Genomic DNA, 19,090 nt, shown 5'->3' on the forward strand with positions numbered 1-19,090 from the left:
ATAAGGGGTAATAAAGTATGTCGCGTACCACAACGGGTCATCTGCCGGGACGACAGGTTCATAAATTTGGTGGTAGCAGTCTGGCTGATCCAAATTGTTATCGCCGGGTCGCAGGATTGATTGAACAAGAGTCTGATCCGCGGGCTTTGATCGTTGTCTCTGCCGCCGGGAAAACAACAAATCGTTTGCTGCAGGTACTGGAGCTCAGCGAGGCGGGTGATGATGCGGTGGTTGCGGCATTAAACGGATTGCGAAGCTATCAATTAGGGCTGATTGAGGGTGTTCTGGAAGGCCCGGCACGTCAGGCATTATCCTTGCAGTTGATGGAAGACATAGAGACCATCGCCCGGGTATTGAATCATGGTTACGATCGGCACGGTCGCAACGGAATATTAGCCAACGGTGAGGTATGGTCGGCCCGGTTACTGGCTGCACTGTTAACAGAACGGGGTAATCAGACAGCCTGGCTGGATGCCCGGCGTTTCCTATCCGCCGAGGATGGTGCACTGGCGAGGGTGAATGAGCCGTTATCCCGGGAAAAACTACGGGAAGTGCTGGCCGGAACGGGGGAACAGCGCATTGTTGTTACTGGGTTTATTGCGGCAGATAGCGAGGGGCGGACATTGTTATTGGGGCGCAATGGTTCCGACTATTCGGCGACGTTGCTTGGTGCATTGGCCGATGCCGAATCGGCAACTATCTGGAGTGATGTGGCGGGGGTCTACAGTGCTGACCCGCGTTGTGTAAAAGAAGCCAAATTGCTGGAGCGTTTATCGCTGACCGAGGCGAATGAACTGGCCCGTTTAGGTGCGCCTGTGCTGCATTCTCGAACCTTGCAACCTCTTTTCCGCAGCCAGCAGAAACTGGTGCTGCGCTCAAGCTATGCGCCAGCAGGCGGTGCCTCACATATTTTACGTCGCAAATCGCAGGTAAAAGGCGCCCGGATCGTGACTTCTCTGGATCAGATTGCGCTGATTGAATTACGTATTCAGCCCGGCTGTGATTATGCGAAGGCCGTTGCGCAACTGGAGGAAGTATTAGCGGCACAGCAATTATCGCCGTTAGTAAGCAAATCGCAGCCCGACCGGCGGATTCTGCGTCTGGCGTATACGCTGGAGATGATTGCGGATGCCAATCAGTTCCTGCTGCAGAATCAGGAACAGGTGAGCCTGAAAGAAGTGGTCCGCCGCGATGGATTCAGCCTGATCGGTTTGGTGGGAACCGGTGTTTGTGACAACGCAGAGCAGTGTCATCGGTTTTATCGGTTGCTCGTAGATCAACCTCTCGAATTTATTTACACCTCGCCGGATGGCATGAGTCTGGTGGCTGTCGTTCGGGAAATTACTCTGGAGCCATTACTGATTGCGCTGCATCACGCCATGTTTCTGCAGACAAAACGGGTCGGTCTGGTGGTACTGGGAAAGGGGAATATTGGTAGTCAGTGGCTAAAGTTGCTGGCAAAGGAGAAACATCATGTTGAACAGGCGCATCAGCTGACCCTGACACTGTATGGATTGTTTGATTCGCGTGGTGGCATTCTCAGTGAGGATGGGTTGGATCCGCTTCAAGTGCTGGATAGTTTCGATCCCCAGCCTGTTATCTGGGCGGAACTGCTGGTACAGCTTGAGCAACATCCTTTCGACGAGTTAATTATTCTGGATCTGACCGCGAGTGAAACGGTCAGCAGCTACTATCCTGAATTTGCCCAAATCGGGGCGCATCTGATCACGGCCAATAAACTGGCAGGCGCGGCGGAAAGTGCATTTTTTCAACGAGTCCGGCAGAGTTTTACGGAACATCAGGTGCAATGGCGTTATAACGCGACCGTCGGTGCCGGTTTGCCGGTTCAGGCCTGTATCCGGATGATGCTGGAGTCAGGTGACCGGGTGCATGGTATCTCTGGCATTTTTTCCGGCACGCTGAGCTGGTTGTTCCAGCAATATGATGGTTCACTACCGTTTTCAGAGTTGGTGGATCAGGCCTGGCAGCACGGTCTGACAGAGCCGGATCCCCGTGAAGATCTTTCCGGGCATGATGTCCGTCGTAAGCTGCTGATTCTGGCCCGTGAGGCCGGACTGGAGCTGGAACCGGATCATATTTCGTTACAGAGTCTGGTTCCGGCAGCGCTGGCAGAGATATCGCTGGAAGAGTTTTTTGAACGGCTGAGCGAGCTGGATCGGACAGTGGAAGCTGCTTTTGAGGAAGCCAGGGCACATGGCAAGGTGTTGCGCTATGTCGCCCGTCTGGATCGCGATGGTTCTGCCCGTGTGGGACTGGATATGCTGTCTGCGGAGCATCCGTTTGCCAATCTTCGTCCGTGCGATAACATCTTCTCGATTGAGACCGATTTTTATCGTACTAACCCGCTGATCCTGCAAGGACCTGGCGCAGGACGGGAAGTAACGGCGGCAGCGGTACAAGCCGATCTGTGGAAAATCTGTGCTGCATTAAGATAAATGTCAATAAGCACGGAATGATGTCGCATTCAGTGCTCCGGCGGCTAGTTCCGTTACTTCAATATAATCGACACTGGCTGTTCTCGGTCCCGATTTCAGCCAGTGGATCAGCTTCTCTACGGACTGTGCATCGCCTTGTGCAAGCACTTCAACCGAGCCATCGGACAGGTTGGTAGCCCGACCCTGCAGACCAAGCCGGTGGGCCTCCTGCTGTGTGAAGTAGCGAAAACCAACACCCTGAACGATGCCATATACCTGAACCCGGACACTGCGTATTTGACTCATATTCAGTCATTCCATCCTGTCTTTTCTCTGTTTAAGTTAGTCACAATCACAGGCCACGACAAGTCGGGTGATGGAGAAAGAGCGATCTGAATCGCGTTCGGCTGCGTACAGGATATAGGGTCATCAATAAACAATTTAATTGGCGGGATACAGGCATGCCGGAATTACCAGAAGTTGAAGTGAGTCGGTTAGGTATTACTCCCTGGCTGGAGGGGGTTGTGGTCGAGCGGGTGATCATTCGTCATCCTCAACTGCGCTGGCCGATACCTGCCGAAGTCCATCTGCTTGAGGGACAACCGCTACAGCGGATCGAACGCAGAGCAAAATATCTGTTGCTGTATTCCACGCTGGGCACAGCGATTTTACATCTGGGAATGTCGGGTCGTTTACGGATCTTGCCAGCCGGCACGCCGGCAGAAAAACATGACCATGTGGATCTGGAGCTGGCAAATGGAAAGTTGCTTCGTTTTCATGATCCCCGGCGTTTCGGTGCCTTACTCTGGACGACGAATGATCCGAATCAGCATCCATTGCTGAAAGCGTTGGGACCAGAACCATTGACAGACGCTTTTACTGCAAATTATCTGTGGCAACGGGGCCGGAAGATACGTAGTGCGGTAAAGCCCTGGCTGATGAATAATCAGGTCGTAGTGGGCGTCGGTAATATTTATGCCAATGAAGCCCTGTTTATGGCTCATATTCATCCCAAACGGGCAGTGAACTCATTATCACAGGAAGAATGTCTGGCATTGGTCGATGCCGTGAAAACGGTGTTAGCCCGTGCCATTGCGCAGGGTGGAACCACGTTACGTGATTTTATGCGGACAGATGGCAAACCCGGTTATTTTGTGCAGGAGTTGTTGGTCTATGGCCGGACGGGGCAACCTTGTACCGCTTGTTCACACCCATTGGAAGAACTGCGCCTGGGTCAGCGCAGCAGTGTCTATTGCCCGATATGTCAGCCCATCACTCTTCAGCGGTGAGCTAATTGTTTCTTTTTAATGGCGTCGGCTACATTGGGCGTGACAAATTGTCCGGCGTCACCACCATGCAGTGCGATTTCCCGGACCAGCGTCGAAGACACAAAGGCATATTGCTCTGCCGGAGGCAAGAAGACGATCTCCATCTCCGGCATCATGCGGCGATACATGGCTGCCAGCTGAGACTCGTACTCGAAGTCGCTGCCGGTCCGGATCCCTCGTAACAAGATTGTCGCTTGTTGTTCTTTCATGAAGTTAATCAGCAGGTTGCTGAATCCGGTGATAGACACATTCGGCAGAGATTGACATACTTCCTGTGCCAGTGCGATACGTTCCTCCAGCGAAAAGAGTGGTCGTTTGCCTGGACTGGCAGCAACAGCCAGAATAACTTCATCGAATAATGTGGCTGCCCGGTTGATCAGATCCAGATGGCCGCACGTCAATGGATCAAATGTTCCGGGAAAAACTACTTTCTGACGCATGAAGATTTTGCTCAAAAGAAATGATGTTGGCTATTATAAGAGTGATATCTATTGTTTAGATACCATAACGATATATATGCTTCGTAAACCGGATACGTCAGGTTATTGTGCATAAAGTAAAAACATAAAGAGGATAGGGTATGTCTGCATTTTGGGGTGTAATGGCGCGTTTACTGATTATTTCATTGCTGGCGCTTTCGTTACCGGCTAAGGCGTCAATGATGTCTGCACAGGATACCATGCCTGTTTATCAGAGCAGTGAACGTGCACATGTGATGCAATTTCTGGACAGAGACGATGTTGCGAAACAAATTGCAGCTCAGGGCGTGGATATTGCGTTGGTCAGACAACGTGTTGCAGCGATGAGTGATGCTGAGATTAATCAATTGTCCGGTAAAATTGATCAGCTTCCGGCGGCTGGCTCAGGCGAGATTATCGGGGCAGTACTGTTTGTATTCATTGTGTTACTGATAACGGATATTCTTGGTTTAACCAAGGTATTCCCGTTCACCCGTTCAGTCCGGTAAGTTATGCGAGTGATAAGACAAGCCCTCCTGTTGGTGGGCTTTTTATTTTTAACCGCATGTGCACAGCGCCCCGCTATCACTGCGTCAGCGTTATCAATGCCTGAAAAGCAGCTGATGGTGCCCTTTATTCCGCAGGATGATGCCTATTGTGGTCCTTCGGCTCTGGCGATGGTGCTGGCACAGCAGAATAAAACCGTCTCGGTAGCGGCGTTAGCGGATGAAATGCTGCTACCGGCCAGAGGCGGCTCATTACAGACTGAACTGAAAGTCAGTGTACGCCGACAGGGCTATCTGGCTTATGAAATCGCCCCGGAATTACCGGCGTTGCTGCATGAAATTGATGCGGGTCGACCGGTCATTGTGCTGCTGAATCTGGCTTTTAACTGGTATCCGAAATGGCATTATGCCGTTGTCACCGGTTATGATTTATCGAAGCAGGAGATCATTCTGCACTCGGGATTTGAAGCGAACCAGCATTGGTCATTTACCCAGTTTGAGAATCTCTGGCAGCGTGGCGGGCGCTGGGGATTATTGGTACTTTCTCCCCACCAATTACCACCGGATTCTGCGCAGGAACAGCGTTATTTGCAGGCGGTGCTGGATTTGGGAACCACATCGGGCCCGGATGTGGCACAACCGGCCTATCAGGCCGCCATACAACGCTGGCCGGATAACCTGACGGCTATGATTGGGCTGGGTCTCATCGCCTATCAGCAACATGATTTGGTGCTTGCCCGTCAGTGGTTTCAGCAAGCCGCAACGCAACATCCGGACTCTGCCGTTGCCGCCAATAATCTGGCGCAAGTCTTACTGGAAAGCGGCGATCTGGCCGGTGCCTTTGTCTGGGCACAGAAAGCGGTTTTAGCGGATGGCGGCGCTCCGGCCCGAGATACGTTGTCTCAGGTGTTACACGCTTTACATGCAGAATGACATCCGCAGATATACAAAATCAGGCTGACGCAGGTAGAATTGCGCGATTATTTCGCTGGGAACAATCTATTTCATGCCTGCTACCCGTATTATGAACAGTGCTGGACAAGTCTGTTGTTTTGATTCGTCACTGGCACCGGATTTTTCGCCGGAATATTTTTCGGCTGAATACTGGCAACGGCAGCATGCAATCACCGGTCATTCCCATGGCCGGGGTGTTACCTGGTTTTTACAATACCATTCTGCACATTGGGTCCTGCGTCATTACTGGCGCGGCGGCCTGATAGGCCGTTATATTCCCGATCAGTTCCTCTTTACCGGCCTGCGTTCATCCCGGGCTTTTGCCGAATTTAACTTACTGCAAAAGCTGGTGGAGGATGAACTGCCGGTGCCGCGTCCTGTCGCTGCCCGCATGATCCGGCAAGGCTGTTTTTACCGGGCGGATATTATCATTGAGCGTATTCCGGATGCGGAGGATCTGGTACAGATCCTTCGCCGTGAAGCCATCTCCCGGGAAACCTGGCAGCAGATTGGCCAAGTGCTGGCGCAGTTCCATCAGGCGGGGGTTTATCACTCCGATCTGAATGCGCACAACATATTACGCGATGCCAGCGGTAAGATCTGGCTGATTGATTTTGATAAGGGTGCAATTCGCCGGCCGGGACGCTGGCAATCAAAGAATCTGGCCCGTTTACTCCGTTCTCTGCAGAAGGAATCGGCATTACATCCGTTATTTCATTGGCAGAACGATGATTGGCAGAATTTGCTGGTAGCGTATCACTCCTACCGTTGATCAAGCACGTGGACAATCGCCTGCAGGCTTTTGTCCAGCGCCCCCTGATTGGCCGCGACCACATCAAAAGCGGCCATGCCCATCCGCTGCCGTGTGGCCTCGTCCCTCAGCAGCCGGCTGACTTCTTGTGCCAGTTCCTGCGCATTCTGGATGATCTGACAGGCGTTACTGTCTGTGAGCTGCCGGGTGATATCACTGAAGTTAAAGTAATGCGGCCCGGTCAGGGCCGGTTTTGCCAGTGCGGCCGGCTCCAGCAGGTTGTGTCCTCCGACCGGGACCAGGCTGCCACCGATAAAGGCCACATCGGCCAGTTGCAGGTAGTAAGCCATTTCTCCCATCGTGTCACCGAGTAAGATGGCGGTATCGTCTGCAATCGGCTGCTGGCCCGTGCGGGTTACAATGCTGAACCCTTCGGCCTGGCATAAAGTCTGTACTGCGGTAAAACGTTCCGGATGACGGGGCACCAGAATCAGCAACGCCTGCGGACATTGCTGCCGGATCAGCCGGTGTGCCGTCAGGATCTGTTCGTCTTCCCCTTTGTGTGTGCTAGCTGCAATCCATACCGGACGTGATCCCAACTGTTTCCGGGCTTGTGCACCTTGTTCTATCTGTGCCTGATCCAGGCGGATATCGAATTTGATGGAGCCGGTGACGGCAATGTGTCCGGCGGGAACACCTAAACGACGGAAACGGGCGGAGTCATCCCGGTGCTGACAGAGGAATAATCGGATATTCCGACTCATACTGCGGAAAAAGTGGCGGATCCGTTGATAGCGCTGGCAGGAGCGTTCTGATAACCGGGCGTTGAGTATGACAACCGGAATATCGCGTTTACCGCAGTGATGCAGCAGATTCGGCCACAATTCAGTTTCCATGATGATCAGCGCCCGGGGCTGGATGCGTTTCAGGAATTGTTTTACGGCGAAAGGATAATCCAGTGGGGCATACCGATGTTCCACTAGGTTGCCGAGCCGGGCTGCCTGATCGGCACCGGTCCGGGTCGTGGTGGTCAGTACGATCGGGGTGTCCGGATACTGCTGATGCAAGGCTTTGAGCAGCGGCGTAACCGCCAGCGTTTCACCGACACTGACTGCGTGAACCCAGAGCGGATTGGCGGCCTGGGTGGGAGCCACCAGTCCCAAATGTTCTTTCCAGCGGGAGCCAAACCCCGGTTTTCCTTTTTTCGGACGGTAGAGAAAAAACAGGATCAGGGGCGCAGCGAGATAGATCAGCAGGGTATAGAGTAAACGCATAATGGCCGGAACCGACAAAATTAAACGCACAGTATCAGAAAAACACCGGTCTCAGGCAAGCAGTTGATTCCGGTGCAAGCATCACCAATATGCACAAAGAAAGTGCAGGATACAGACGAAAGCGTAAACAGCGAAAATATAGTCTGCTACGCAGACAGATATCTTGTTTTTTAATTCAGATTAATATTCTGTATTTTTTCTTATACTTGGTTTTATGTTTTGCAATTGGTGTTTTGTGCTAACTCTGGCTCTATTTTTGCAAAAAAATAAGGTTTTCTGTGTTGTTTCTAATCAGTTATGGCAAAAGATATTTTTCACTCCTGCTCTTGTCTTTCGCCATACGGCAGTGATAGAAATCGGACAAATAACTTAAGCTACACTATAAAAAGACCCAAATGGACTTTTGTGTCCTGACTAAGAGGGAGTTCGCATGAAAAAAATGAGTAAGCTGTTTGTTGCAACAGCAGTTTCAGCGGTTTTATTTGGTTCTGCTGCCATGGCAGAGGAAACGATCAAAATCGGTATCGCAGGTCCGATCACCGGTCCGGTCGCGCAATATGGTGATATGGAGTTTACCGGTGGTCTGATGGCGGTTGAGCAGATCAACGCTGCTGGCGGAATCAAAGGCAAGAAGCTGGAAGCCATCAAATACGATGATGCCTGTGATCCGAAACAAGCGGTAGCTGTTGCCAACAAAGTGGTGAATGACGGTGTGAAGTTCGTGATTGGTCACCTGTGCTCAGACAGCACCCTGCCGACATCTGATATCTACGAAGATGAAGGCGTGCTGATGATTACGCCTGCGGCAACCGCACCGAAGATTACCGACCGCGGTTACAAACTGGTTCTGCGTACTACCGGTCTGGACAGCGACCAGGGTCCGACAGCGGCTAACTACATTACTTCTGTAGTGAAACCAAAAAACATCGCTGTTATTCATGACAAGAAACAGTACGGCGAAGGGATCGCCACTGCGGTTTATAACACCCTGAAGAAAAACGGTGCCAATGTTGTGGCATTTGAGGGTATCACTGCCGGCGACAAAGATTTCTCTGCGCTGATCGCCAAACTGAAAAAAGAAAATGTGGATTTTGTGTACTACGGTGGTTATCACCCTGAACTGGGCCTGATCCTGCGTCAGTCGGCGGAAAAAGGCTTCACGGCGAAATTCATGGGGCCGGAAGGTGTGGGTAACAAAGACATCTCTGCTATTGCCGGTAAAGCCTCTGAAGGCATGTTAGTCACCATGCTGAAAAAATATGATCAGGATCCAGCCAACGCGAAGATCGTAGACGCGTTTAAAGCGAAGAAACAGGATTACTCTGGTCCGTTCGTATGGACAACCTACGCAGCCATTCAGACACTGTCAGCAGGTATTGAACACGCCGGTGAAGAACCAGAAGCGGTTGCGGATTACCTGCGTACCAACAAAGTGGATACAGTCATGGGACCACTGGAATGGTCTGAAACGGGTGATCTGAAGAACTTCAGTTTTGGTATTTACCAGTGGCATGCGGATGGCTCTTCATCTGTACTGCAGTAATTGGTGTAAATAAAAAGAAGCGGGGCTGTTCAGGCAGTCCTGCTTTTTGTTTATCTGATTGTGTCATTTCCGCGCTGATCCGTGTCTCGCGGATCACTCAGGAACCAGAGAACTATGTTAGAACAGTTTTTTTATTTTATTCAGCAGCTGCTTAATGGTCTGACCATCGGCAGTACGTATGCGCTGATTGCGATTGGCTATACCATGGTGTATGGCATTATCGGCATGATCAACTTCGCTCATGGTGAAGTGTATATGATCGGCTCGTATATCGGTTTTATGGTTATTACTGCACTGATGATGATGGGGATCGACGTACCAGTTGTTCTGATTGGTGCAGCATTTGTCATTTCTATCCTGATCACCAGCTGTTATGGCTGGAGTATTGAGCGGGTGGCCTATCGTCCGCTACGGGGAAGCAACCGTTTGATCCCCCTGATTTCTGCGATCGGGATGTCGATTTTCCTGCAGAACCTGGTTCGGTTCGCCCAAGGCTCCCGTGATATTGCGATGCCTTCACTGGTGACGGGCGGGGTTAATCTGGGCAGTGCTACCTTGTCCTACATGCAGATCATTATTTTTATCGTGACCTTTGTGTCGATGTATGGTCTGACCAAGTTCATCACTCACTCCCGGATGGGACGTGCCTGCCGCGCCTGTGCAGAAGACATCAAAATGGCCAACCTGCTCGGTATTGACACCAATACCGTGATTGCTTTGACGTTCGTCATCGGTGCTGCCCTGGCTTCAGTGGCTGGTATTCTGCTGGGTCTGCACTATGGCATGATCAATCCATCGGTCGGGTTTATGGCCGGTCTGAAAGCCTTTACGGCCGCCGTTTTAGGTGGGATCGGTTCGATTCCGGGCGCCATGATTGGCGGACTGATTCTGGGTGTTACCGAGGCCATGACCTCTGCCTATCTGAGCTCTGAATACAAAGACGTGGTTGCGTTCGGCTTGCTGATTGTGATCCTGCTGGTTATGCCTACCGGTATCCTCGGCCGTCCGGAGGTGGAAAAAGTATGAAAAATATTAAACAGGCCACTGTTGCCGCAATACTAACCGTGATCCTCGGTTTCTGGCTGTTCTGCTACCAGTTACAGATGGAAGGTATCGGGCTGACGATCGTGGATCGTCTGCAGGCCAATGGTCCGCTGGTAGCACTGGCGGCGGTTGTGGTTTTTCTGTTCCAGTTATTCCGTGATCAGATTGCCGCTGGCGTGGGTTCTGTCAAGGAGCAGGTCCCGGCTCTCACATTGCCATCAGTTCAGAATAATCCGGGTTTCTATCGTATCGCCCAGATCGCACTGCTGATTGTGGTGATTGGTTTTGCGTTTATGGCCTCCCGTAATCTTCTCGACCTGGCAACCCTGGTCATGATTTATGTCATGCTCGGTCTGGGGCTGAACATTCAGGTCGGGCTGGCTGGTCTGCTGGATCTGGGTTACGTCGGTTTCTACGCTATTGGCGCTTACACATATGCGCTGCTGAATCAGGTATTTGGTCTATCTTTCTGGGAATCTCTGCCGATTGCTGGTGGTATCGCTGCGTTTGCCGGCTTCCTGCTGGGTTTCCCGGTACTGCGTCTGCGCGGTGACTATCTGGCGATCGTGACGCTCGGTTTTGGCGAGATTATCCGTATTCTGCTGAATAACCTGACCACAGTGACTGGTGGCCCGAACGGGATTTCCGGTATTCCGAAACCGACTCTGTTCGGACTGGAATTTTCCCGTCGTGCAGAAGCCGAGGACGGCCAGACTTTCCATCAGTTTTTCGATATTTCCTATGATGCCAACTACAAGGTGATTTTCCTGTATCTGATGGCGGTGCTGCTGGTGGTCTTCACGCTGGTGGTGATCAAGCGTCTGTTGCGGATGCCGCTGGGTCGTGCGTGGGAAGCATTGCGCGATGATGAAATTGCCTGTCGTTCGCTGGGTCTGAATCCGACTATCATCAAGCTGACAGCGTTCTCTATCGGTGCGGCGTTTGCCGGGTTTGCCGGCAGCTTCTTTGCTGCCCGTCAGGGCTTTATCAGTCCCGAATCGTTCACCTTTATTGAATCGGCCATCATTCTGGCGATTGTGGTGCTGGGCGGTATGGGGTCATTAGCCGGGGTCGTTCTCGCGGCGATTATCATGACGGTATTGCCGGAACTGCGTGCATTTAATGAATACCGTATGCTGATGTTTGGCCTGCTGATGGTTGTCATGATGCTATGGCGTCCGCAAGGTCTGGTGCCGATGACCCGTCAGCATGTGGAGTTGCCGAAATGAGTAAGAAATTATTAGAAGTCTCTGATCTGTCCATGCGTTTTGGTGGCCTGCTGGCCGTCAATGGTGTGGCGCTACAGTTAAAAGAAAAAGAAATTGTCTCGATCATCGGGCCGAACGGTGCAGGTAAAACGACCGTCTTCAACTGTCTGACCGGTTTCTATAAACCCACCAACGGCGTGATCCGGTTCAATGGTGAGGAAATTCAGGGCCTGCCGGGACATGAGATTGCCCGTAAGGGGGTTGTGCGGACCTTCCAGCATGTGCGTCTGTTTAAAGAAATGACGGTACTGGAAAACCTGCTGGTGGCTCAGCATCGTCATATCAACAATAATTTCTTTGCCGGGTTGCTGAAGACGCCATCGTTCCGCCGGGCGGAAAAAGAGGCGCTGGAACGGGCTAAATTCTGGCTGGATACCATCGGCCTGACCGATCTGGCGAACCGGGCGGCGGGTAATCTGGCGTATGGTCAGCAGCGGCGTCTGGAGATTGTCCGTTGTATGTGTACCAAACCGACGATCCTGATGCTGGATGAGCCGGCGGCTGGTCTGAACCCGAAAGAAACGGAAGATCTGAATAATCTGATCCGCCAGTTGCGCGATGAGTTTGATGTGTCTGTCCTGCTGATCGAACATGATATGAAGCTGGTCATGGATATTTCTGACTATATCTATGTGGTGAATCAGGGCACTCCACTGGCAGACGGTAAACCGGCTGCGGTGCGTGACAATCCGGCCGTTATCAAGGCCTATCTGGGCGAGTCGTAGGAGAAAGTCGTGTTAGAAATTAAAAACGTCTCTACCTATTACGGTAAGATTGCGGCACTGAACAATGTCAGCGTGCATATCAACCAAGGGGAGATCGTCTCTCTGATCGGTGCTAACGGTGCCGGCAAAACCACATTGCTGATGACCATCTGTGGTGATCCGAAACCGTCTGCGGGGCAGATTATTTTTGAAGGCCGGGATATTACACAGGATTCCACCTCAGCCATCATGCGGGGCGACATTGCGATTGTACCGGAAGGGCGTCGTATTTTTTCCCGTCTGACGGTAGAGGAAAATCTCAGCATGGGCGCATTCTTTATCAATGATAAAGCGGAAAAAGCCCGGCTGATGGAAGAAGTCTTTGCGCTGTTCCCACGACTGAAAGAACGTATCAGCCAGCGTGCCGGTACCATGTCCGGTGGTGAGCAGCAAATGCTGGCCATTGGCCGTGCACTGATGAGTAAACCACGCCTGCTGTTTCTGGATGAGCCATCGCTGGGACTGGCACCACTGGTGATTCAGCAGATCTTCGATATTATCGAGGAGTTACGCGACCGGGGCATGACGATTTTCCTGGTGGAACAGAACGCGAATCAGGCACTGAAGCTTGCGGATCGCGGTTATGTGCTGGAAACCGGACGTATTGTTCTGGAGGATACCGGCGCGGCCTTGCTGGCGAATCCAGCCGTGCGTAATGCGTATCTGGGCGGTTAATTATTTTCAAAATTAGATCTTTTTTTTAACAATCGGGTAAACTGGTGCCATACCTCTGAGGAGATAGCGATGACACAGTTTACCCGCATTTCTTTACAGCAAGCCGCTGAGCTGCTGAAACAGCCAGCTGTTTGTCTGGCTGATATCCGTGATTCTGCATCTTTCAATGCTGCGCATGTTGAAGGTGCCTACCATCTGACTAACGATTCGCTGGTACAATTCACACAACAGGTGGCAAGAAAGACGCCTGTGCTGGTGATGTGCTATCACGGTAATAGCAGTCAGGGCGTCGCTAACTATCTGACCAGTATTGGTTATGAAAAAGTTTACAGTGTGGACGGTGGTTTCGAAGGCTGGCGACATGTTTATCCTTTTATGGCAACGTTATGATTCCGCTGATTCAACTGGATGATCCTCATCTGGCTCAGATGCTGGCAGACTATATGCGGTCACAAAATCTGCCCTGCCAGATCCAAAGCACAGAAACCGGCGTATCCCTCTGGTTACTGGATGAAAACAAGCTTTCTGCTGCAGAGCGGGAGGTACAACGTTTTATCCGGGAACCATACCATCCTCGTTATAGCGAAGCGTCCTGGCAGCAGGAAAAGCCTGCGACGTGGCAGTCTGCGACCGATTCCGGTTTAATGGCAGAGTTACTGTTGCAATCCCGGCCACTGATGCTGAGCATTACACTCGTCATGCTGGGAGTGTTTCTGCTGTATTGGCTGGCGATTCCTGTGGAGACCTGGCTGGCGTTTGAATGGCCGTGGCAACGAGGCCAAATCTGGCGGCTGTTCACACCGGTGTTTTTGCATTTTTCTGTCCTGCATTTGTTATTCAATCTTGCCTGGTGGTGGTATCTCGGTGGCCGGACGGAACAACGTTATGGGGTGTTCAAACTTGCGGTGCTGCTTATCTCCGGTGCGTTGATCCCGAATGTCTTACAGGCAATGGTTTCAGATACGCTATTTGGTGGCATGTCCGGAGTAACCTATGCACTGGTGGGTTATTTATGGCTCCGGGAAAGAAATTTCACAGACAAGTCACAAATCACGGTCTCGAACGGTCTGTTTATTTTTATGCTTTGCTGGCTGATACTGGGCTTTACTCATCTGTTGGGGTTTAATACGGCAAATCTGGCCCATTTGGGTGGTCTGCTGGTTGGACTGAGCCAGGGATGGTGGGATGATCAGCACTCTGCATCCCGGACATGATACCGGCAGATTAGCCCGGTTAGTTTGGTGTTAGTGAATTGTCAAAAGTAAACCATGGTTCGTTAAGTACACTTACTCCGCAAGGCCGGCTATTACCGTATACCGGTCATTTAGATGCTCTCTGCTGGTCTTCTGCCGCTGCGCTTCCGCTGAAGAAAGCGCAGACCGACTGGTTATTGTTTTCCGGCTCGTTAACTGCCAGGTTACAGCAACACACGGATGCGCTGTCCTTGCAATTGTTGACATCCGGTTGGCAGCCGGATGAACAAATACCCGGCCGGCTGGTTCGTCAGGTATTATTGTCCGATGGACAACATCCCTGGATCTGGGGGTTAACTCAGGTGGATGCCAGTCAGCTTCAGCAGGAAGCCGATCTGTTGCATTGGTCAGCGCAACCGCTGGGGGTTTTGTTGTTTGCAGAAGAGCAGGCTTCGGTGAGACAGTTTGAGATCGCCGACTTTGCAGCAAGTGCGGAGTTTTGCAGTATGTTACCGCAGTGGGGATGTAGCGTTCGACGACCACTCTGGGGACGGCGTTCCGTCTTACAGTTCCGTTCCTGCCGGTTATTACTGACAGAAGTTTTTTTACCTGAACACCCGATGTATGGAGTGTAAGCATGATGCCGGTTATTCCTTCGCAATGGCAACCATATTGGCAATTGGCCCGTCTGGATAAACCGATCGGCACATTATTGTTACTCTGGCCGACATTGTGGGCATTGTGGCTGGCGTCTGCCGGCATGCCATCTTTTTCTCTGCTGGTGATTTTTACCGCCGGCGTTTTTGTCATGCGTTCGGCCGGTTGCGTGATCAATGATTATGCGGATCGTCGTTTTGATGGTCATGTCAAAAGAACGGCATCACGGCCACTCCCTGCGGGACGGTTGACCGCATTCCGAGCCCTGTTGTTCTTTCTGTTGCTGGTGTTGCTGGCATTTGCTCTCGTCTGGCAATTGAACCCGTTCACGATTTATCTCTCCGTGGGCGGCTTGTTGCTGGCAGCCATTTATCCATTTATGAAGCGAGTGACGTCATTGCCGCAAGTGATATTGGGCATGGCCTTTTCCTGGTCTATCCCGATGGCTTATGGTGCGGTAAACGGGCAACTGAGTATCACCTGCTGGCTACTGTTTCTGGCCAATCTCTTATGGACGGTAGCCTATGACACCATGTATGCCATGGTGGATCGCGACGATGATTTAAAGATCGGTGTCAGGTCGACGGCCATTTTATTTGGTGAGAACGATCGCCTGTATATTGCATTATTGCAGTTGGGGACATTGAGCTTGCTGGTGCTGGCAGGCTGGCTGGAGCAGCTGAATATCAGCTATTTCATATCATTGTTATTGGCGGCAGGTTTCTTTCTTTATCAGCAATGGCTGATTCGTCACCGGCAGCGGGAAGCGTGTTTCCGTGCCTTTTTGAATAATAACTGGGTTGGCATGCTGATTTTTGGTGGCGTTGTGCTGGCCTGCATCAGATAAGTTTAATGATCGGCCTTTGTTTTTATACAAATAACTGTATATACTCACAGTTATCTGTATAAAAACACAGGCTTATCTCATGAAGCAACTTACTCCCCGTCAGGCCGAAGTTCTGGCCCTTATCCGTTCAGCAGTACAGCAAACCGGTATGCCTCCGACACGGGCTGAAATTGCTTCCGAACTAGGATTTAAATCGGCAAATGCAGCAGAAGAGCATCTGAAAGCCTTGGCCCGGAAAGGTGTCATCAGAATGATGCCGGGCACCTCCCGGGGAATTCAGCTGCTGGCTGATGAGACTGACGAGGAAGAGACCGGGTTGCCGTTAATTGGCCAGGTGGCTGCCGGAGAGCCGATTCTGGCACAGCAACATATTGAAACCCATTATCAGATTGATGGCTCCTTATTCCATCCCCGAGCCGATTTTCTGTTGCGGGTGCATGGTATGAGCATGAAAAACATCGGCATTCTCGACGGTGACCTGTTAGCGGTGCATAAGACAACTCAGGTGAGTAACGGACAGGTGGTTGTCGCCCGGGTAGGGGAGGATGAAGTCACCGTGAAACGTTTTGAACGCAAAGGCAATGTCGTCCGTCTCTTGCCGGAGAATGAAGAATTAGAGCCCATCGTCATTGATCTGACTCAGGAACATCTGAGCATCGAGGGGTTGGCTGTCGGCGTGATCCGTAATGGTAACTGGCTGTAAAACAGGATGCGGTGAGCTGGTGATATATCATGCTCACCGCATCTCTGGTTGATCAAACCGCGCCGGGAAAACCTAACTGGCGCCAGCTCTCGTAAACAAAAACCGATACCGCGTTGGAAAGATTCATGCTGCGGCTTTGGGGTAGCATTGGTATCCGTAAACGTTGTTGTTCTGGTAGGCTTTCAATGATCGATAATGGCAGGCCACGGGTTTCCGGACCAAACAGCAGAACGTCACCGGCCATGAAACCGGCATCGGACGGATACGCCTTTCCTTTCGTAGTACAGGCAAAGATCCGGGCATCGCCGATCGTCTGCAGAAAATGCTCAAAGTTAGCGTGACGTTTTATCTCTGCAAATTCATGATAATCCAAACCGGCTCGTCGCAGCCGCTTGTCATCCCAGGCAAATCCCATGGGTTCAATCAGGTGTAAAAAATACCCGGTATTTGCACAGAGGCGAATGATATTGCCGGTATTTGGCGGTATTTCGGGTTCATACAACGCAATGTGTAACATGGCTGACCAGAGTTATTTATTGGATGTGGTAGTTAAATGACAACCGTTCTTGTCAGCTAAGTGACAAAAATGTGGATAACATTGCTAAAAATTGATCTTTTATCAAGATGCAACGCAACGGCAGGCTATATTATTGCATATATCAACGTTGTTATCTCATTCTGTACTTGAGTGGCGGAATGAATTCTTGGTGAGTAGAAAGATAGTATATGCAGCTGACTTTATTTACGGATTACGCGTTACGCACGCTGGTTTTTCTGGCTTTACAACCGGAACAACAATTATCCACGATTACTGAAGTGGCTGATCGATTTTCTATTTCTCGTAATCATGTTGTCAAAATCGTACATCAACTGGGGATGAAAGGTTACATCGAAACCATTCGGGGCAAACACGGTGGTATTCGTCTGGCACGGCCCAGTCAGGACATTAATTTAGGTGATCTGATCGCTGACATGGAGAATGTCTCTTGTCTGCTGGATTGTCAGCGGGAAGGTTGCCGGTTAGCAGCGGGGTGTCGTTTCCAGTCTATTATGCGTAAAGCAATGCGGGCGTTTATGGGGGTCTTGTCAGAGTTCACGCTGGCCGATCTGGTCCGGGATGAAGAACGCATGTGTGGTCTGCTAGGGCTGGAAATTCCGGTAACGCTGGTTTCTGCAGAATAGAAGAAAGCTGTTTGAAAAAAAGCCACATATTTAAATGTGGCTTTTTTGTCTGTGCAGGATTGTCAGTCTTTCCAGAAGGAAGGAAAAAACAAGACCGCAACCGTGAGTATTTCAAGACGCCCCATCATCATACCAATAGATAAAATCCATTTGGCTGCATCCGGGAGAGAAGTAAAATTACCTAACGGACCAATAATCGCCCCCAGTCCGGGACCGACATTACCAACGGCCGTAATGGCGCCACTGATCGCTTCCAGAGGGCCGAGATCTAGCAGACCTAATAAAACGGCACTAATAATAATGACGCCCAGATAACTGAGAGCAAAGGCAACGATAGATCTGACAATCGCATCATTGACCGGCCGGCCATTGTACTTCTGAGGGAAAACTCCGGCCGGATGCATGAGCTGGCGAGCCTGTTTCTGAAACAGGGCTCCGGCAATCTGAATTCTGAAGAGCTTGAAACCACCGGCAGTGGAACCGGAACAGGCTCCCATCAGCATAAGAAATACGAAAATTACCGTTGTCATGCTGCTCCAGGTGCCGAAGTCACCGAGCCCATAACCCGTGGTGGTTAATACCGAGATGATATTGAAGGCAGTGATTCGCAGTGCATCCTCAAAAGAGAATACCTGATGCTGCCACAGCCAGAATGTCATGATCAGTGTGACGCAAATAACCAGCCAGAAAAAGAAGCGTACCTGCGCATCCCGGAAGATTAATCCTTCTCGCCGTCGTAAACTTTGTACATACAGAATAAAGGGGAGCCCGCCCAGAAACATGAAAATACAGGCCACCCACTGTGCCTGAGATGAAAAGGCACTCATTGACACATCACTGGTCGAAAAACCACCCGTACTGAGTGTGGTCATTGCATGGTTAATGGCCTCGAACAATGACATACCACTGAGCCAGTACCCCAGACAACAACTTATGCTGAGCAGAAGGTAAACGATGACAATATTCCGGGCGACATTTGACATCCGGGGAGAGTCTTTTTCTGACTTGTCAGAGGATTCCATCTGGAACAGCTTCATCCCGCCGACATTCAGATAAGGTAAGACTGCAACAGCCAGAACAATAAAGCCTATGCCACCCAGCCATTGCAGCAAAGAACGCCATAACAGAATGGCCGGCGGCATTTTGTCCAGCCCCTGCATGACGGTAGAGCCGGTGGTTGTCAGGCCTGACATCGCTTCAAAATAGGCGTCGGTAAAACTTAGTTTGCTGAGAAAGAGGAACGGTAATGTCGCAAACGCGCAGGCAACCAGCCAGGTCAGGCTGGTCATCACAAACATATCTCTGACATTCAAACGGAAGGTTTGTTTATACCCTGTGCGGATAAACAGCAATGCAATCGCATGGGTTAATACAGCAGAAGCCAGAAATTCTGCGGTACCAGCCGTGCCGCTGAAAAAAGCCATCAGTAATGGCAGCCACATGAACAATGCCAGCTTTGACAGTGTCAGACCAATAACGAAGGTGATGGATTTAAAATTAATCATATG

The 19,090-nt window shown here is 50.9% G+C and carries 21 protein-coding genes; 16 read left to right on the top strand and 5 right to left on the bottom strand.

The window, feature by feature from the left end; translation table 11 throughout:
* The first annotated feature begins 17 nt into the window (after window positions 1-17).
* Window positions 18-2,456, top strand: coding sequence for a bifunctional aspartate kinase/homoserine dehydrogenase II (locus HNR75_RS14620; RefSeq protein WP_188027716.1), 2,439 nt, complete (start codon window positions 18-20; stop codon window positions 2,454-2,456).
* Between the two features lie 3 nt (window positions 2,457-2,459).
* Here the strand turns inward: HNR75_RS14620 and yccX are convergent, their stop codons facing one another.
* The gene (gene yccX / locus HNR75_RS14625; RefSeq protein ID WP_188027717.1) at window positions 2,460-2,741 is read right to left on the bottom strand and encodes an acylphosphatase; all 282 of its coding nucleotides are present in this window, start codon (window positions 2,739-2,741) and stop codon (window positions 2,460-2,462) included.
* A 155-nt stretch (window positions 2,742-2,896) separates the two neighbouring features.
* On the opposite strand from yccX, the gene mutM reads away from it, so the two are divergent.
* Entirely contained in the window at window positions 2,897-3,724 is an 828-nt protein-coding gene (gene mutM / locus HNR75_RS14630; RefSeq protein ID WP_188027718.1) for a bifunctional DNA-formamidopyrimidine glycosylase/DNA-(apurinic or apyrimidinic site) lyase, read from the top strand.
* Here mutM and coaD read toward each other — a convergent pair.
* Window positions 3,715-4,203: a pantetheine-phosphate adenylyltransferase gene (coaD, locus tag HNR75_RS14635; RefSeq protein WP_188027719.1), complete on the bottom strand. Its 489-nt coding sequence runs from the start codon at window positions 4,201-4,203 to the stop codon at window positions 3,715-3,717. The genes mutM and coaD overlap by 10 nt on opposite strands.
* Window positions 4,204-4,343: 140 nt before the next feature.
* Here coaD and HNR75_RS14640 point away from each other — a divergent pair, with 140 nt between their 5' ends.
* The 3 genes from HNR75_RS14640 to HNR75_RS14650 all read left to right on the top strand — a co-directional run bounded on the left by HNR75_RS14640 (window position 4,344) and on the right by HNR75_RS14650 (window position 6,453).
* Entirely contained in the window at window positions 4,344-4,730 is a 387-nt protein-coding gene (locus tag HNR75_RS14640; RefSeq protein WP_188027720.1) for a PA2779 family protein, read from the top strand.
* Between the two features lie 96 nt (window positions 4,731-4,826).
* Window positions 4,827-5,660: a PA2778 family cysteine peptidase gene (locus HNR75_RS14645; protein WP_188027721.1), complete on the top strand. Its 834-nt coding sequence runs from the start codon at window positions 4,827-4,829 to the stop codon at window positions 5,658-5,660.
* Window positions 5,661-5,733: 73 nt separating this feature from the next.
* Window positions 5,734-6,453: a 3-deoxy-D-manno-octulosonic acid kinase gene (locus HNR75_RS14650; RefSeq protein ID WP_188027722.1), complete on the top strand. Its 720-nt coding sequence runs from the start codon at window positions 5,734-5,736 to the stop codon at window positions 6,451-6,453.
* Here HNR75_RS14650 and waaA read toward each other — a convergent pair.
* Window positions 6,444-7,706: a lipid IV(A) 3-deoxy-D-manno-octulosonic acid transferase gene (waaA, locus tag HNR75_RS14655; RefSeq protein WP_188027723.1), complete on the bottom strand. Its 1,263-nt coding sequence runs from the start codon at window positions 7,704-7,706 to the stop codon at window positions 6,444-6,446. The two genes, HNR75_RS14650 and waaA, sit on opposite strands and share 10 nt — an antisense overlap.
* A gap of 430 nt (window positions 7,707-8,136) precedes the next feature.
* Between waaA and HNR75_RS14660 the strand changes: the two genes are divergently transcribed.
* From HNR75_RS14660 to lexA, 10 genes are all read left to right on the top strand, one after another.
* Window positions 8,137-9,249, top strand: coding sequence for a branched-chain amino acid ABC transporter substrate-binding protein (locus HNR75_RS14660; protein ID WP_188027724.1), 1,113 nt, complete (start codon window positions 8,137-8,139; stop codon window positions 9,247-9,249).
* A gap of 114 nt (window positions 9,250-9,363) precedes the next feature.
* Window positions 9,364-10,275 carry a high-affinity branched-chain amino acid ABC transporter permease LivH gene (gene livH / locus HNR75_RS14665; protein ID WP_188027725.1) on the top strand — a complete coding sequence of 304 codons (912 nt, stop codon included), beginning with the start codon at window positions 9,364-9,366 and terminating at the stop codon, window positions 10,273-10,275.
* A complete protein-coding gene (locus tag HNR75_RS14670; RefSeq protein WP_188027726.1) occupies window positions 10,272-11,522 on the top strand; it encodes a high-affinity branched-chain amino acid ABC transporter permease LivM in 1,251 nt (416 codons plus the stop codon). Before livH ends, HNR75_RS14670 begins: the two co-directional genes overlap by 4 nt.
* Window positions 11,519-12,286, top strand: coding sequence for a high-affinity branched-chain amino acid ABC transporter ATP-binding protein LivG (gene livG, locus HNR75_RS14675; RefSeq protein WP_188027727.1), 768 nt, complete (start codon window positions 11,519-11,521; stop codon window positions 12,284-12,286). Before HNR75_RS14670 ends, livG begins: the two co-directional genes overlap by 4 nt.
* Before the next feature lie 9 nt (window positions 12,287-12,295).
* The gene (locus HNR75_RS14680) at window positions 12,296-13,000 is read left to right on the top strand and encodes an ATP-binding cassette domain-containing protein (RefSeq protein ID WP_188027728.1); all 705 of its coding nucleotides are present in this window, start codon (window positions 12,296-12,298) and stop codon (window positions 12,998-13,000) included.
* A gap of 69 nt (window positions 13,001-13,069) precedes the next feature.
* Complete coding sequence (glpE, locus tag HNR75_RS14685; RefSeq protein WP_188027729.1) at window positions 13,070-13,390, top strand: thiosulfate sulfurtransferase GlpE; 321 nt, start codon at window positions 13,070-13,072, stop codon at window positions 13,388-13,390.
* Window positions 13,387-14,214: a rhomboid family intramembrane serine protease GlpG gene (glpG, locus tag HNR75_RS14690; RefSeq protein ID WP_188027730.1), complete on the top strand. Its 828-nt coding sequence runs from the start codon at window positions 13,387-13,389 to the stop codon at window positions 14,212-14,214. Before glpE ends, glpG begins: the two co-directional genes overlap by 4 nt.
* A 38-nt stretch (window positions 14,215-14,252) precedes the next feature.
* Window positions 14,253-14,828: a chorismate--pyruvate lyase family protein gene (locus tag HNR75_RS14695; protein WP_188027731.1), complete on the top strand. Its 576-nt coding sequence runs from the start codon at window positions 14,253-14,255 to the stop codon at window positions 14,826-14,828.
* A 2-nt stretch (window positions 14,829-14,830) separates the two neighbouring features.
* Entirely contained in the window at window positions 14,831-15,697 is an 867-nt protein-coding gene (gene ubiA / locus HNR75_RS14700) for a 4-hydroxybenzoate octaprenyltransferase (protein ID WP_188027732.1), read from the top strand.
* Between the two features lie 79 nt (window positions 15,698-15,776).
* Window positions 15,777-16,400, top strand: coding sequence for a transcriptional repressor LexA (gene lexA, locus HNR75_RS14705; protein WP_188027733.1), 624 nt, complete (start codon window positions 15,777-15,779; stop codon window positions 16,398-16,400).
* A gap of 52 nt (window positions 16,401-16,452) precedes the next feature.
* Here lexA and trmL read toward each other — a convergent pair whose 3' ends face one another.
* On the bottom strand, window positions 16,453-16,917 hold the full coding sequence (trmL, locus tag HNR75_RS14710; RefSeq protein WP_188027734.1) for a tRNA (uridine(34)/cytosine(34)/5-carboxymethylaminomethyluridine(34)-2'-O)-methyltransferase TrmL: 465 nt from the start codon (window positions 16,915-16,917) through the stop codon (window positions 16,453-16,455).
* Between the two features lie 209 nt (window positions 16,918-17,126).
* Here trmL and HNR75_RS14715 point away from each other — a divergent pair, with 209 nt between their 5' ends.
* On the top strand, window positions 17,127-17,582 hold the full coding sequence (locus HNR75_RS14715; RefSeq protein ID WP_188027735.1) for an Rrf2 family transcriptional regulator: 456 nt from the start codon (window positions 17,127-17,129) through the stop codon (window positions 17,580-17,582).
* A 62-nt stretch (window positions 17,583-17,644) separates the two neighbouring features.
* Here the strand turns inward: HNR75_RS14715 and HNR75_RS14720 are convergent, their stop codons facing one another.
* Entirely contained in the window at window positions 17,645-19,087 is a 1,443-nt protein-coding gene (locus HNR75_RS14720; protein WP_188027736.1) for a TrkH family potassium uptake protein, read from the bottom strand.
* Window positions 19,088-19,090 lie beyond the last annotated feature (3 nt).

The organism is Tolumonas osonensis (genome assembly GCF_014202415.1).
Taxonomy (GTDB): domain Bacteria; phylum Pseudomonadota; class Gammaproteobacteria; order Enterobacterales; family Aeromonadaceae; genus Tolumonas; species Tolumonas osonensis.